The sequence below is a fragment of the Zavarzinella sp. genome (assembly GCA_041399155.1).
Lineage (GTDB): Bacteria > Planctomycetota > Planctomycetia > Gemmatales > Gemmataceae > JAWKTI01.
On record JAWKTI010000002.1, the window covers coordinates 857,963 to 871,273 of the forward strand.

Consider the following 13,311-nt stretch of genomic DNA (forward strand, 5'->3'; position numbering starts at 1 on the left):
CGGATCAATTACTTTGCTCGTTTAAAAGTCATTGCAGTGCCATCGGAATCTTTTACGGTCAGGGTATCCCCACTGATCGAACATTTTTCCACATGTTTATTGCTGTTGCCAAGTTTCTGATCGAGATTCCAGGTAACGTTGTCACCCATTCCAAGTGAGTATTTTCCGGTGTATTTCGTACCAACAATGTCATAAACCATCGTTCCATCAGTGCGGAACTCCAGTGTCATGACGCCAGCTGGGATGTTGTTCCCCTTCACCACTGCTGCGTTGTTGACCCACTTTGTTCCTTCAAGCTTACCCTTATTGTTACTGCAGCCAGTAGCTACAAACAACACCAACGCCGCAACCATACCTGTAGAAAAAGTTTTCATGCGAGTCCCAAAAGAAAGCGATAGATTAATCAATCGAACACCTATTCACATGTTCTGAAAAAAAATCCATTTGGCAAGCAAATGTTACAAATCCAAAGATATTGACGGCATTAAATCTTCTCAAGTTGTTATCCAAGCCGTGAACCAGAGAAATACGTAAAACGCTCTTTTAGGAAGTTTTTGTAAGTCTTCTTTAAAGAAGAGGGTTTTCCATGGCGGATTGGCAGCGAACCCACACCTGTGGTGCGCTTCGGTTGACAGATGTTTCCAGCAAAGTAACCTTAAATGGTTGGGTGCATACCATTCGCACTTACAACGACCAGACGTTTATCGATCTTCGCGATCGTTACGGCCTGACCCAGATAGTATTTGATGGCGATCTGAAAGAACTTGCAGAACAGGCCAAAAAATTAGGCCGTGAATTCTGTATTTCTGTCACTGGAGAGGTGGTGGCCCGTCTGCCAGGGAAAGCAAATCCGAAACTGGCGACGGGGGAAATCGAAGTTCGTGTATCCTCAATGACTGTATTGAATGAATCCCGCACGCCACCGTTCGAAGTGACGGAGTTTGGTAACGAACTGGCAAATGAAGATCTTCGGATGCAGCACCGCTATCTGGACTTGCGGCGTCGCAGCATCCAGGAAGTGCTGCAAATGCGGCACCGCCTGTGTACCACCATCCGCACCGAACTGGATAAACAGCAGTTTCTGGAAATCGAGACTCCTCTGCTGGGGAAAAGTACCCCGGAAGGTGCCCGCGATTACCTGGTACCCAGTCGCCTTTTTCATGGTGAGTGGTACGCACTGCCGCAATCACCTCAGTTATATAAGCAACTGCTGATGATTGCGGGTTACGACCGCTATTTCCAATTGGCACGCTGCCTGCGTGATGAAGATTTGCGGGCAGACCGACAACCGGAATTTACCCAGCTCGACCTGGAAATGTCATTTGTGGAACAGGATGATGTTCTGAATGTGATTGAACAGCTCAGTGTCGCCATTTTCCGCGAATGCCTGGGAATTGAACTGCCCACGCCATTTCCAAGGATGACCTACGATGAAGTCATGCGGACATACGGCAGTGATAAGCCGGATTTGCGCTACGACATGAAAATTGTGGATATCAGCGAAATCGCTGGTGGCACCACGTTCAAGGTATTTCAGGACTGCCTCACAGCAGGTGGGGTCGTCCGTGGATTATGTGCCAAAGGTGCTGCAGGGCAGTTTTCCAATACCGATCTCAAACCAGGCGGCAAACTGACCAAGTTCGTGGCTGACTACGGTGCTAAAGGGCTGGCTTTCCTGAAAGTCGAACAGGACACAGTTTCTGGTTCTTTGGAAAAGTTCCTGACGCCTGAACAGGTAGCTGCCTTGAAGGCCGACATGGGTGCGGAAACGGGCGACTTACTGTTGTTTGTGGCCGATCAGGAAAATGTGGTGTGCGACAGTCTGGGTGCGTTGCGATCACATTTGGCGCAAGTCCTGAAACTGTATGACCCTACGGCGAAAATCTTTAACATCCTTTGGGTGATAGACTTCCCCAGTTTTATGTGGGATGCAGAAGAAAATCGCTGGGTTGCCAACCACCACCCGTTTACCGCACCGAAGGATGAGGATGTGCATTTAATGTCCACTGACCCTGGAAAGGTGCGTGCCAAAGCTTACGACCTGGTGCTGAACGGTTACGAAGTGGGTGGGGGAAGCATCCGGATCCATCAACCAGAAGTTCAGTCGAAAATGTTTGAACTGTTGGGGATGGCTGCCGATGAGGCCCAGGCTCGCTTTGGCTTTTTGCTGGATGCGTTGAAATTTGGTGCCCCACCCCACGGTGGGATTGCACTGGGTGTTGATCGCTGGGCGATGATGATTGCGGGTACCACCAATATTCGGGACGTGATTGCGTTCCCGAAAAACCAGAAAGCACGCGATTTGATGACCGGTGCTCCCGCATCCGTGGATGCCCGACAGTTGAAGGACCTTGGGCTGAAATAGAATTGGATCTGACCACAGATTCCAGCCGTTATCACATTTCCTACAGATCAACCCAGCACATTACCAGCTTTACGAAATAGACACAAAAAAACTCCCTGCATTTTCTGCAGGGAGTTTACGTTGTACAGAAGTCAGTGGAAAAATCAGTTTGCAAAAACCTTATTTGCAGCTGAAGCACTTGAACAGTCCGCAGCCTTTGAAGCTTTTGCCGCAAGAGCTACCGCAGCCAGCGGTGGTGCCACAAGGGGTGCCACAGCCTGCGGAGTAGGTTGCTGCAGGTGCACATGCACTGGTAGGTGTTGCACAAGGAGCTGCGGGTGCTGCACAAGGAACGGCCACTTTGACCATTTTCTTTACTGCAACGGTTTCGGTGTAGGTTTGGTCCATTTCAACAGTTTCGGTCACACATTCGTAAACGGTCTTGGTGACAGGAACGGTCTTGGTGACAGGTTTGCAAACAACCACGTCACGTTCTTCCTGAACGGTTACGCACTCATGCACGGTGCGGGTAACGTCTTTGGTCACAGGAACGCATTTGTAAACGGTAACCATTTCGGTTTTGGTTTCGGGAACCATTTCGCAAACGGTACGGCTGACTTTCTTGGTCACAGGAACGTATTTGCAAACGTTAACCATTACTTTCTTGGTCACAGGAACGCATTTGTAAACAGTGCGGGTGCCCTGCATGGTGACAGGAACGCACTTGGTCACAGGAACGGTCACGGTGCAGGTTTGAGGAACGCGGTCGTACACAGTGCGGGTACGGGTCTGGTAGGTCATGCAGTACTGAGTAGGGGTAGCACAACCGCTGCCGCAACCAAACTTACCGAAGCATTTGCCAAACAGACCACATTTGCCACAGCCAGTGCTGGGAGCAGCACAACCAGTGTCGCAGCTAGGAACGCGGGTCATCACGGGAACAGTTTCACATACGGTGCGAGGAACGCAGGCGTAGGTGGTGTGAGTGCGTTGTTCCATGCTGGTTTGCATTTCGTACTTGGTGTACGTGTAAGGAACTTGTTCTGCAACCTGGGTGTATTCGGTCACAGTACGCTCTTCCTGTGCATTGTGAGCTTCCATCACGGTTACCGTATCTTCAACGGTTTTCATGACTTGCTTGTGCACAGTGTAGGTGCGTGGTTCTTGTGCAGAAACCTGTTCCATCACGGTCACTTTGTCGGTGACTTGCTTGGCAACGAGTTTCTGAACGTTGAATTTTTGCTTTTCGGTCACGTTCACATATTCGGTGACAGTGGTGTTTTCCGTAACTTGCTTTGCTACTTGTTTGGTGACTTGAACGGGAACCTTGCGGGTTTTGGTCACACATTCGTAGGTCGTAACTTCCTGATCGACGTAGGTTACTGCGGGAGCACAAGGTGCGGCAGCGGTGGCACATGGTGCAGCAGCGGTGGCACAGGGGGATGCGGCAACGGTACCACAACCGCTGTTTCCACCTTTCCCCTTACACAGGCTGAAAAAATGTGCCTGTGCAGGGATTGCCGAGCTGATTAATGCAGCTACAGCGAGTACGAACAGTTTCTTCATAAATTCTCCACTTCACAGTTCACCACGATGTCGAACAAGTTGTTAGTCAGAGCGGAGAGGCCAGGTTGGTGGTGAACAACCAGGTTTTCCGCTACCAAAGCAGGATGGATAACCTATCCGCTCTAGGCACAATATTAAGTAGGAGTCAATTAGGCGACTCGCACACATTAGATAAGATAAGCGAATTGGATAATTTGGAAAGTCTGCAACGATTGGAATTACGGTAGGAAATGAAAATTAACTCTAATAATCCCTATATTCTGACTGATTGAACCCTCATGCGGGGCTGAAAACCGTGCTCATTACTTTTTAATGTGTTCAATTTGCAATATTCACACCACTTACCTAAGCTATCCAAACAGAAAAGAAGTAATTATTAACAAACTCTCATCGGAAAAACGAACGTGAAAACAACATCGATCCTGCTGGCTATGGTGGGAGTATTATGCCCCACCATGATGCACGCGGAAGAAAAGGACACCTGGACTCCGCTCTTTAATGGAAAAGACCTGTCGGGCTGGAAGATCCACCCGAAGCCGCATTCTTCCATTGTTGAAGTTTCTGAGAAGAAAAATGATGCGGGCAAAGTTGTGGCGTTTATGGGCAAGTTGAAGGATGACAAATTGATCCCACTTTGGCGAGTGGAAGACGGCATTATCATCGGTGGAGGGCCTCCTTCGCACCTGTTCAGCGAAAAAGGTGAATACACAAACTTCCGATACCGTGTTGAGGCGAAAATCAACGACAAAGGCAACAGCGGGCAATATTTCCGCACTGCTTTTGGCCCCGGTTTCCCCAATGGGTATGAAGCCCAGTTGAATGCCACCCATGGTGACCCGATTCGTACCGGAAGTCTTTATCCTGCAGGTGGTTTGGGCAAATATCGCAAAGAAATCACGGTCATGAACACAGCACCCCACGGTGCGGATGAATGGTTCGTGCAGGAAGTGACCGCAGTGGGTCCCAAAATCACCATCGCAGTCAATGGCAAAAAAACAATTGAATTTGTTGATCCGGAGCACCGATTCAAAAAGGGGCACTTTGCGCTACAGGCCCACGACCCGGGCTCCGTGATGAGTTTCCGAAAAATCGAAGTGATCGAACTGCCCAGCGAAAAGTAGCCAAAAACGCTTGCATCCTGCAACCGAAAGGCTATACTGTTCCTATGCATATTGGCATTGGTACCTTCACAAATGCCACGTACAATCTTCAATCTGTTTGTCTGCTGGTAACTCCGCCAGTGTAGACTCTGCTGCCAGACTACGGAACCTACCATGCTTTCCCGACGTGATCGCGCCAGACCGGTTTACGATGAGAATTTTTTTGAATCAACACGAATGTCCTTTGGAGACCACCTGGAAGAACTCCGGGTTCGCATGTGGCGTGCCCTTGTAGGACTGTTTTTCTTCCTGGTAATCGGCTTTATTCTCGATGGGCTTGGAGATTACTTCAAAATCCCACAATTGGGTATTGGCAAGCCGATGCTCAAAGTGATAACAGCTCCCGTTGAAGACAAAGTACGAGAGTTTTTTGCCAAACGAAATGAAATAGCGCGTGAAAAACTGGCCAATGCCCGAGAAAAACATGACATCAACCGCCTGACAGAAACAAAACCTATGCAGGTTCAGGTGCCTACCAAGGCATTCACCGATACTTTTGAAGGCTTAAAACTAAAAGATCCTGATCAGGAATATATCGACGTTACCTTGAAAGTATCCCCACCGGAAATTAATACGATTGCCGATGAGGGCGGCTCGGTACTGGAGAAGCAACAGTTTCTTACCAGTTTGAGTGTGACAGAAGCCTTCATGGTCTACATCAAAGTTTCTTTGTTGTGTGGCGTGGTGTTGGCGAGCCCCTGGTTGTTCTGGCAGGCTTGGGCCTTCATTGGTGCAGGGTTATACCCCCACGAAAAACGCCTCGTGCACGTTTACATGCCCTTCAGTATTTTTCTTTTTCTGGCAGGTGTTTTCCTTTGCCAGTTTATTGTAATCCCGCGGGCGGTGGCCGCATTACTGGTGTTTAACCAATGGATTGGGATCGACCCGGACTTTCGACTGAAAGAATGGCTGGGATTTGCGATTGTGATGCCGCTGGTATTCGGATTGTCGTTTCAAACGCCACTAGTGATGACTTTCTTCAATCGAATTGGGATGTTTACCTGGCGAGATTACCTCTCCAAGTGGCGACATGCGGTGATGTTGCTAGCCATTATGGCGGCACTGCTGACGCCTTCACCTGATATCGTTTCGATGATGTGGCTGTTTGTGCCCACCTTTTCGCTGTATTTGCTGGGTATCCTGATCTGTTATTACTCTCCACCCCTGGCATTTGAAGAAGATGAGGAAGAAGAGCTCATCGGATTTTAGAAGCTGGGCATCCAATTGAATAACTTTGAACCCGCCTCAATGGAATTAGCATTCCATCAGATTGGGATTACATTGCTATTTTTGCTTTCTGAGACGGTTTCGGATAGCCACAAAACGGTACGCACCAATTACTACAACCAGCATCCCGAAGATGATTAACGTCCATGCTAGGATGAGAATCAGGTTGTTCGATGGATACAACTGCAGCAGAACCGCACCCCCACCTGCCAACGCCAGTGCGGTGCGGATGTAAGCCAAAACGGTCCGTTCATTCGCAAGTTTGGTGCGTTCTACAGCAAGTTCATCCCGAAGCTGAGTTTCATTCATAGTTGTCTATATAGTTAATTAAAAATATAATCAGTTGATTTTATAACACTTTCTTCCCACATCCAGGCGGAAATTTCTACAATTTCCCTACTTCCAGGAGAACCTCTTCATGAAACATTTCACGTGGGTAATGTTATTGTGCCTTGCTGCACCGAACTTGTATAGTGCGGAAGATCCGATGCCATTCGGCAAGGATTTTCCTTCGTTAGACAATGCTGCCACAGGTGAATGGTGGACAAGAAAAGCAAAAAAGGCTGTTTTTAACCTGAATGTGCCCCGAAACAAAGTGGTGGCATTTGCTTTATATACGCACCACCGTGGGGTGTTGAAGTTGTCTGCCCAACTCTATCCTCTAATGCCCACTGAAGCAAAAGAGGTGCGACTCGAGTTCCTGAAAAATGGTCAGTGGGAACTGGCAGCCACTGAAAAAGTGCTCTATCCGGGCTGGAGTGCCCACTTTCGAATTGAAAAATGGGATTCGACGCAAAATGTCCCCTACCGCGTGCGTCATGGAGAAAAAGCAGTTTTTGAAGGGTTGATTCGTAAAGATCCAGGGAACAAACCAGATATTGTGGTTGGTGTTCTGTCCTGCAATTCGAGTCGGACCGATGGGCCACGTGCAGAAATTGTCGAAAATCTGACGGCACAGGACCCGGATTTACTCTTTTTTGCGGGCGACCAAAGCTACCACCACACACAGCACACGGCAGGGTGGCTGGAATTCGGAATCCAGTTTCGCGAAATTATGAAAGATCGCCCTACGATTACCATTCCAGACGACCACGATGTGGGCCAGGCAAACATCTGGGGCGAAAACGGCAAAGTAGCTGCCAATCCTGCAGGTGCCAATGGTGGGTACTATTACCCGGTTTCTTATGTCAATATGGTGCAGCGGTGCCAGACCTGGCACCTGCCCGATCCATTCGATCCCAAGCCGATTGAGCGGGGTATTTCAGTATATTACACCAGTCTGCTGTGGGGTGAGATCGATTTTGCCATTCTGGAAGATCGCAAGTTCAAATCGGGTCCGGAAGGAAAAATCCCCAAAATGGGCCCACGCCCCGACCATATTAATGACGAAAAGTACGATCCCAAAACCGTTGACCTGCCCACTTTGGAACTGCTGGGTAACCGTCAGATGAAGTTTCTGGAACAATGGTCACAGAAGTGGGCTGGGGCAAAAATGAAAAGTGTCCTCTCTCAAACTGCTTTTTGTGGGGCAGTACACATGCACGGTGGCAGGAATGCCCGCCTGCTTGCCGATCTGGATTGTAATGGCTGGCCACAGACTGGTCGAAATGAGGCTTTAAAGGCCATCCGCCGGACCTGGAGCACCCACCTGTGTGGGGATCAGCACCTGGCAGTGCTGGTCAAGCATGGGATCGATGAATTTGACGATGGGCCGTATGCCTTTACCACACCAGCAATTGTGAATACCATTTACGGCCGCTGGTGGCATCCCAAAGATGAAAAAGCGGGTCCGAATGCTGTACCAGGTTCGCCACTGCCATGGACGGGGAACTTTCGCGATGGTTTAGGCAACCGCATTACGATGCTGGCCTATGCCAATCCAGCGAACGTCCAGGATGAAAAGCAACGTGGCGACGGCTACGGGATCGTGCGCTTTCAGAAAAAGAGCCAGAACATTACTTTTGAATGCTGGCCACGCTTCGCAAAAGTAAGCGAGGGCGACACAGCACAGTATCCAGGATGGCCAATGACGGTAAAAGCAGCCGATAATGATGGTCGCAAAGTGACTGGGTATCTGCCCACGCTGGAGTTCAAGTCGATCGCCGACCCTGTGGTGCAAGTGATTGATAACTCAAGCAAAGAAATCATTTACACAATACGGATTGCCGGAAAGACATTTTCCCCAAAGGTATATGCCAACAGCACCTACACCATCCGTTGGGGGAAAGATCTGCCTGAAAATCAACTAATGACCACCGCGAAGCCAGGGACGAAGGATGCTGCGAAAATGTTGGTCGAATGAGGTGTCGATAGTTGATCAAGTTCACGACTGTTGACCGCAGTTTGCAAAACCCTTTCAGTATTTGGTTTGTAGTGTCTGCCCAATGTACTGGAATCACTGCAGTTTGTCGCTTTCAATGGTGGGGCTGGGCTGTATTTCTGTCTTTACTTCAGGCGCGCCTTCAAAAGTCTTTAATTGTGTGCCAGAATGGCCAACTGCACGATAAAGCCGGAATTGTGCCCGGTTGTAATCGGCTATAGCCTGATAGTAGTCCTGATACGCTTGCTGCAACATACTGACCGAAGAAATCGCTTCCTGTGGGCGGATTACCAGCAGAATCTGCTCTCCGACACGTTTTGTCTGGCTCAGACCTGTCAGGTTTTTGTCCGCCGAAGAGACTGCGTTTTCCAGACCGGAACTGGCTGCTTCCATCCGTTTCGCAGCCCGAGTCAGTTGTGCGTGGGCCTGGGTCACATCGGCAATAACCTGGTCTTTCATTCGCAGCAATTCCAGCATCGATTGTCGCTGTTCTGCTTCCCGTTCACGCACGCGGGCGGCATTGCCGAAACCCAGATTCTGCAGTTCCCAAACTGCCTGCACATCCACGCTGAACCGACCAGCAAAATCGCCAATGTAATTATCGATGCCGCCCCCAAAGGTACCCCCAGCCAGTCCGGGAGTATTGGAACCCACCCCACGTACGGCGATGGTGGGCAGAAATGGTCTGGCTTTTTCCTGATCCAGACGTGCCAATGCTGCCTGAATTAGCGCCTGGTGGGCAGCCAGTTCAGGACGGTGCGTCAGTGCCAGTGGGCATAATTGGTCGATACTGGCATCACGTTGAAACAGATTCAGTTGCAAAGCCGGGTCTTCTACGGGTGTCAGCACGGTATTTGGCTGTAATCGCAATAGGCGGGCTAATTCTGCACTGGCTACCTGCCAGTTTTCATATGCGGTTTCCAGACTCTGCCGACGGCGCGCAACTTCCGTTTTCACGCGATTGACTTCGACGTCTGGTGTTAAATCGGGTGCGAGTTTTTCAATACGTGCAGCTAATTCCTCAGCACGTTTCAAAGAATCCAACGCACCAGCAACTTCGCCACGGTGCTGCTGAACCTGAAAATAACTCAATGCCACCTGCAAAGTGGTGTCGTTCCGTTGTGCCTGTGCGGTGGCGATACTGGCATTTAACCGTTGCTTCGCCACTAAAGGTTCGTGGAAGGCATCGCTGACTGAAACAATTGCCTGTGGGCCCCCACCTGCCAGAAAAGATGACCGATTGGTGGCAAAAACTGTACCAACAATATCCTGGATCTGCCCATCGTGGCGAAAATAATCCACACCAATGTTCAGGTTGGGCACCCACATGATGTTCGCACGATCGAGCTGGGCCTGGGCAATTGCGATCTGTTCTTCCGCAATCTGCACATCAATTGGGCTGGCATCTGCCAGTTTCAGTGCCGCAGGCAGATTAATGGGAGATTTCTCATTTGTGTCTGGCGTTACAGGTGGGGGCATCGTTTCACCTGATAACCCAGTTCCTCCAATAGTGATTTTGTTCAAGCCACCGATTGGTGGGACAAATACTTCGTGCACAGATTCAGAAATCGTCGTTTCTGAAGTGCTTTCTGGTAAAGGAGTTACGACAGAGGATTCCCCACGTTCAATGTGCACCATAATGCACGCTGGCAGTGGTACCAGTGCGACACCCACCATTATCAGGCGAACAATACGTGAATATCGGATTTGGTGCACGAACAACCCCATGCCACTTGAGACTTTTCGTGCTTATCGGCATGTTTGGCAAAAAAGATGAACGAATAACTGATTTCTTCCGCAAAGTTTGCCCAAAATACCATCAATGTGGGCATATTATGAGAGTAAATTCATTAATTTGAGCCCATGAATGATTGGGGTTATCGCTATTTTTCAAAAAAGTTCAAAAATTTTTCGTTTTCATAAGTTCATTTTATTTAGGTACTTACGTTGATTGATTTTCAATAGTTGGCCCATAGGTGTCAGAAAAATGTCCCAATTTTACATGTACGTGGATATATTATATATGTGAATATAATTCCACTTTTGAACATTTCACCTGATGTGGGCATTTCGTGTACCACTTTCGCCAACATTCGTTGGAAGGATTTGTTAAGATGAATAACAAGTTGTTGCCTCTCACGATCCGCAAGGAGGAAGAATTGAAGACCACCTTTCCATTCCGCATGCACACTGCCTGGTCGTTCGTCTTCCTGGTAAATATTGTCGTTACGTTCACACCAAATGCTTGGGCCGATGTGATCATTCTCAAAGATGGTTACACGATTCACGGTAAGGCACTCAAAGAGAAGGCAACCATCCGCGATCCGATTTCCGGTGATGCGTTTGTGACCGATAAAGCCGATGGCTTGACAATGATTGATGATGGGGCACGCTATGTGATTATTCCCCAACGGCAGCAACTGGGCGATATTGGTGCCAACGACCGCTTTCAGGCAATGTCGACTTACACCTACCAGGGGAAGTTTTTCCCAGGCAACCTGCGTTTTCCAGGCAACGTCCATTCGCCTGAAGTGGGAAGCTGGGATTACGCGAACTGGCGTCGCAACATTAAGTACATTGATGGGGATAAACCTGCGTTCTACCATTTGCTGAAGCAGCAGATTACGCTGATTTCGCCACATTACATCTACATTAATTCGTGGTCGCACTTCATCCAAACTTCTTATTTGACAAAAGAATTTCCGATTGCCGATCTGCGGGGTCTGCTGCAAAATCACCCGGACCTGGTGGAAAAAGCTAATGAAGTCGTTCCCGCACGTCGCGAGCGTCTGTTCCGATTCTGGCTTCAGGCAGAATTGTACGATGAAGCGGATGTTGAGCTCAAGAGATTGCAAAAGGATGCCCCACAGGAAGTCGAACTTATCCAGAAATTAACAGCAGAATTAAATGAAGCACGTTACAAGAAGATTCTGGATGCCATTACGGTGGCCAACAAAGCCAATCGCCACGAGTGGGTGCAGCAGCAGTTAAAGCAATTGAACATTGCCACGTTGCCCGAAAATTCCAGCATTAAAGTGGCCACCTGGAAAGCAGAATATGAGACGCTGGAAAAAAAACAGGCACGGATGTTGCATCAATTAAAGTTGTGGAGCAGCAAGCTGGATGGCGCCGATCCTACTTTTTTGAAGCCGGCGGTGGCAGCATTGCAAAATGAAATCCACCTAAGTGCGTTGACACGTCTGGATACTTTTTTAACTTTGGCAGAACAAGCGGAACGCGATGTCCAAAGTGGGCGAGAGCCAACTCAGACACCTGCAGAGTTGCTTTCTGCTGCAATTACTGGCTGGCACCTGGGCAAAATTGGGGCAGAAGCAAACACTACCACAGCGAACAAAGTGTGGAATACACGTTTGATGGCTCTGGAATATCTTGCAGGTGGTTCACCACGCGAACGACAGGTACGGATGGAAAAGTATCTCGCTTCCGATCTGAAATTGCCTTACGACGAACTGGAAAAAGTAATTGAAGCGCTGCCTCCACCATTATCGCCTGAAATGATTACCACAGAGCCCTCTTACCAGAATACAGGGCCATTAGTGAACGTGCCGGAGGGTGTGCGTTACTTTTTGAAATTGCCTAAAGAATATCACCCCAGCCGACCGCACCCCTTGCTGGTGCTGCTGCCGGAAATCGGCCAGTTGCCGCACGACATGGTGCGTGAAATGGGGAATATGGCCTCCGACCATGGGTATATCCTGGTATGCCCCATCTGGTATGAGAAAAACCAGCCGTTTTACATGCATTCTGTCATTGAACAAACTAAAGTAATGCAGTTCATTCGTAGCGTGCGACGCACCTACCAGGTGGATGCAGACCGCACTGCGTTGTGGGGCTTTCGCAATGGTGCCAGTCTGGCAATGGACCTGGGTGCCTCCCACCCGGATATTTTTTCTGCCATTGTGGCCTACATTCCGAACCTGTTTACCGACTTTTACATTAACTCGGAATACTGGCTGAATTATCAGAACCTCCCACTGTATATCGTCAGTGGGCAACGTGCTGGTCATACCGTTCCAGGTATTCAAATGGCGATGTCGAAGTTTTCGTCTTCTGGTTTCCCCGCGATTACCAGCATTTATAAAGGACGGTCTTCTGAATTGTACAAAGAGGAAATACCGTTCATTATCGACTGGCTCGACCGGAAGAAACGCGTAGAGATACCCCAGCGGATTGCGCTAGTTTTGGATCGATGACAGTAGGGTTCCGCACCGTGCGTCCAACTGATGAACGCTTTTACTGGTTAAGTGCCAGCCAGCACAAGAAAGGCTTTGAACTGGATTACTCGCAGATTATTCGAAACAGCCCACTTTATTCGGATCAACTGCCGATCATGTTGCCAGACTACCAGCTATTACTGAAAACGTCTCAGAATCGGCCAAAGAATCGGTCTTACCCAGCAAAACTGGCAGCAAGTATTACCGAAGGCAGCATGATTACCGCAAGAGTCCTGGGAGTGGAAGATCTGTCGATCAGCTTTTACCGTGGGATGCTTGACTACTCGCAGGAAGTTCGAATTAAAATTAATGGACAACCTACCACTAAGCATCTGGTGAAGCCCGATCCCGCTGCATTGTTGGAAGACCTTTACGAACGTATGGATCGCCAACGTCCTTATTTCAACAAGTTAACTTTTGAAGTGAAATAACCGTTGCACGAAACCCGTAATTTGGGTA

Annotated in this window: 10 protein-coding genes; 6 read left to right on the forward strand and 4 right to left on the reverse strand. The window is 48.9% G+C overall.

Features of this window, described 5'->3' with window-relative positions; translation table 11 throughout:
* Positions 1-8: 8 nt before the first annotated feature.
* Entirely contained in the window at positions 9-374 is a 366-nt protein-coding gene (locus R3B84_13570; protein MEZ6141595.1) for a hypothetical protein, read from the reverse strand.
* Positions 375-586: 212 nt separating this feature from the next.
* Between R3B84_13570 and aspS the strand changes: the two genes are divergently transcribed.
* Positions 587-2,365, forward strand: a complete 1,779-nt coding sequence (aspS, locus tag R3B84_13575; protein MEZ6141596.1) for an aspartate--tRNA ligase — start codon at positions 587-589, stop codon at positions 2,363-2,365.
* Positions 2,366-2,524: 159 nt separating this feature from the next.
* Here aspS and R3B84_13580 read toward each other — a convergent pair whose 3' ends face one another.
* Positions 2,525-3,910, reverse strand: coding sequence for a hypothetical protein (locus R3B84_13580; GenBank protein ID MEZ6141597.1), 1,386 nt, complete (start codon positions 3,908-3,910; stop codon positions 2,525-2,527).
* 404 nt (positions 3,911-4,314) lie between these two features.
* Here R3B84_13580 and R3B84_13585 point away from each other — a divergent pair, with 404 nt between their 5' ends.
* Positions 4,315-5,031 carry a DUF1080 domain-containing protein gene (locus R3B84_13585; GenBank protein MEZ6141598.1) on the forward strand — a complete coding sequence of 239 codons (717 nt, stop codon included), beginning with the start codon at positions 4,315-4,317 and terminating at the stop codon, positions 5,029-5,031.
* A 153-nt stretch (positions 5,032-5,184) separates the two neighbouring features.
* Positions 5,185-6,279, forward strand: a complete 1,095-nt coding sequence (locus tag R3B84_13590) for a twin-arginine translocase subunit TatC (protein ID MEZ6141599.1) — start codon at positions 5,185-5,187, stop codon at positions 6,277-6,279.
* Positions 6,280-6,354: 75 nt separating this feature from the next.
* Here R3B84_13590 and R3B84_13595 read toward each other — a convergent pair whose 3' ends face one another.
* Positions 6,355-6,606, reverse strand: a complete 252-nt coding sequence (locus tag R3B84_13595; protein ID MEZ6141600.1) for a DUF202 domain-containing protein — start codon at positions 6,604-6,606, stop codon at positions 6,355-6,357.
* Between the two features lie 109 nt (positions 6,607-6,715).
* Between R3B84_13595 and R3B84_13600 the strand changes: the two genes are divergently transcribed.
* Complete coding sequence (locus R3B84_13600; GenBank protein ID MEZ6141601.1) at positions 6,716-8,599, forward strand: hypothetical protein; 1,884 nt, start codon at positions 6,716-6,718, stop codon at positions 8,597-8,599.
* 93 nt (positions 8,600-8,692) lie between these two features.
* Here the strand turns inward: R3B84_13600 and R3B84_13605 are convergent, their stop codons facing one another.
* On the reverse strand, positions 8,693-10,333 hold the full coding sequence (locus tag R3B84_13605; protein MEZ6141602.1) for a TolC family protein: 1,641 nt from the start codon (positions 10,331-10,333) through the stop codon (positions 8,693-8,695).
* 398 nt (positions 10,334-10,731) lie between these two features.
* On the opposite strand from R3B84_13605, the gene R3B84_13610 reads away from it, so the two are divergent.
* Together R3B84_13610 and R3B84_13615 are read left to right on the forward strand one after the other, a co-directional pair.
* Positions 10,732-12,831 (forward strand): hypothetical protein, encoded by a 2,100-nt coding sequence (locus tag R3B84_13610; protein ID MEZ6141603.1) that lies wholly within the window; start codon positions 10,732-10,734, stop codon positions 12,829-12,831.
* Positions 12,828-13,283 (forward strand): hypothetical protein, encoded by a 456-nt coding sequence (locus R3B84_13615; protein ID MEZ6141604.1) that lies wholly within the window; start codon positions 12,828-12,830, stop codon positions 13,281-13,283. The genes R3B84_13610 and R3B84_13615 overlap by 4 nt, the downstream gene beginning before the upstream one ends.
* Positions 13,284-13,311: the final 28 nt, after the last annotated feature.

Bases quoted from the DNA above. Each gene is read 5' to 3' on its own strand.
- R3B84_13580 (MEZ6141597.1), bottom strand. From the start codon at position 3,910: ATGAAGAAACTGTTCGTACTCGCTGTAGCTGCATTAATCAGCTCGGCA.
- aspS (MEZ6141596.1), top strand. From the start codon at position 587: ATGGCGGATTGGCAGCGAACCCACACCTGTGGTGCGCTTCGGTTGACA.
- R3B84_13600 (MEZ6141601.1), top strand. From the start codon at position 6,716: ATGAAACATTTCACGTGGGTAATGTTATTGTGCCTTGCTGCACCGAAC.
- R3B84_13590 (MEZ6141599.1), top strand. From the start codon at position 5,185: ATGCTTTCCCGACGTGATCGCGCCAGACCGGTTTACGATGAGAATTTT.
- R3B84_13595 (MEZ6141600.1), bottom strand. From the start codon at position 6,606: ATGAATGAAACTCAGCTTCGGGATGAACTTGCTGTAGAACGCACCAAA.
- R3B84_13570 (MEZ6141595.1), bottom strand. From the start codon at position 374: ATGAAAACTTTTTCTACAGGTATGGTTGCGGCGTTGGTGTTGTTTGTA.
- R3B84_13610 (MEZ6141603.1), top strand. From the start codon at position 10,732: ATGAATAACAAGTTGTTGCCTCTCACGATCCGCAAGGAGGAAGAATTG.
- R3B84_13615 (MEZ6141604.1), top strand. From the start codon at position 12,828: ATGACAGTAGGGTTCCGCACCGTGCGTCCAACTGATGAACGCTTTTAC.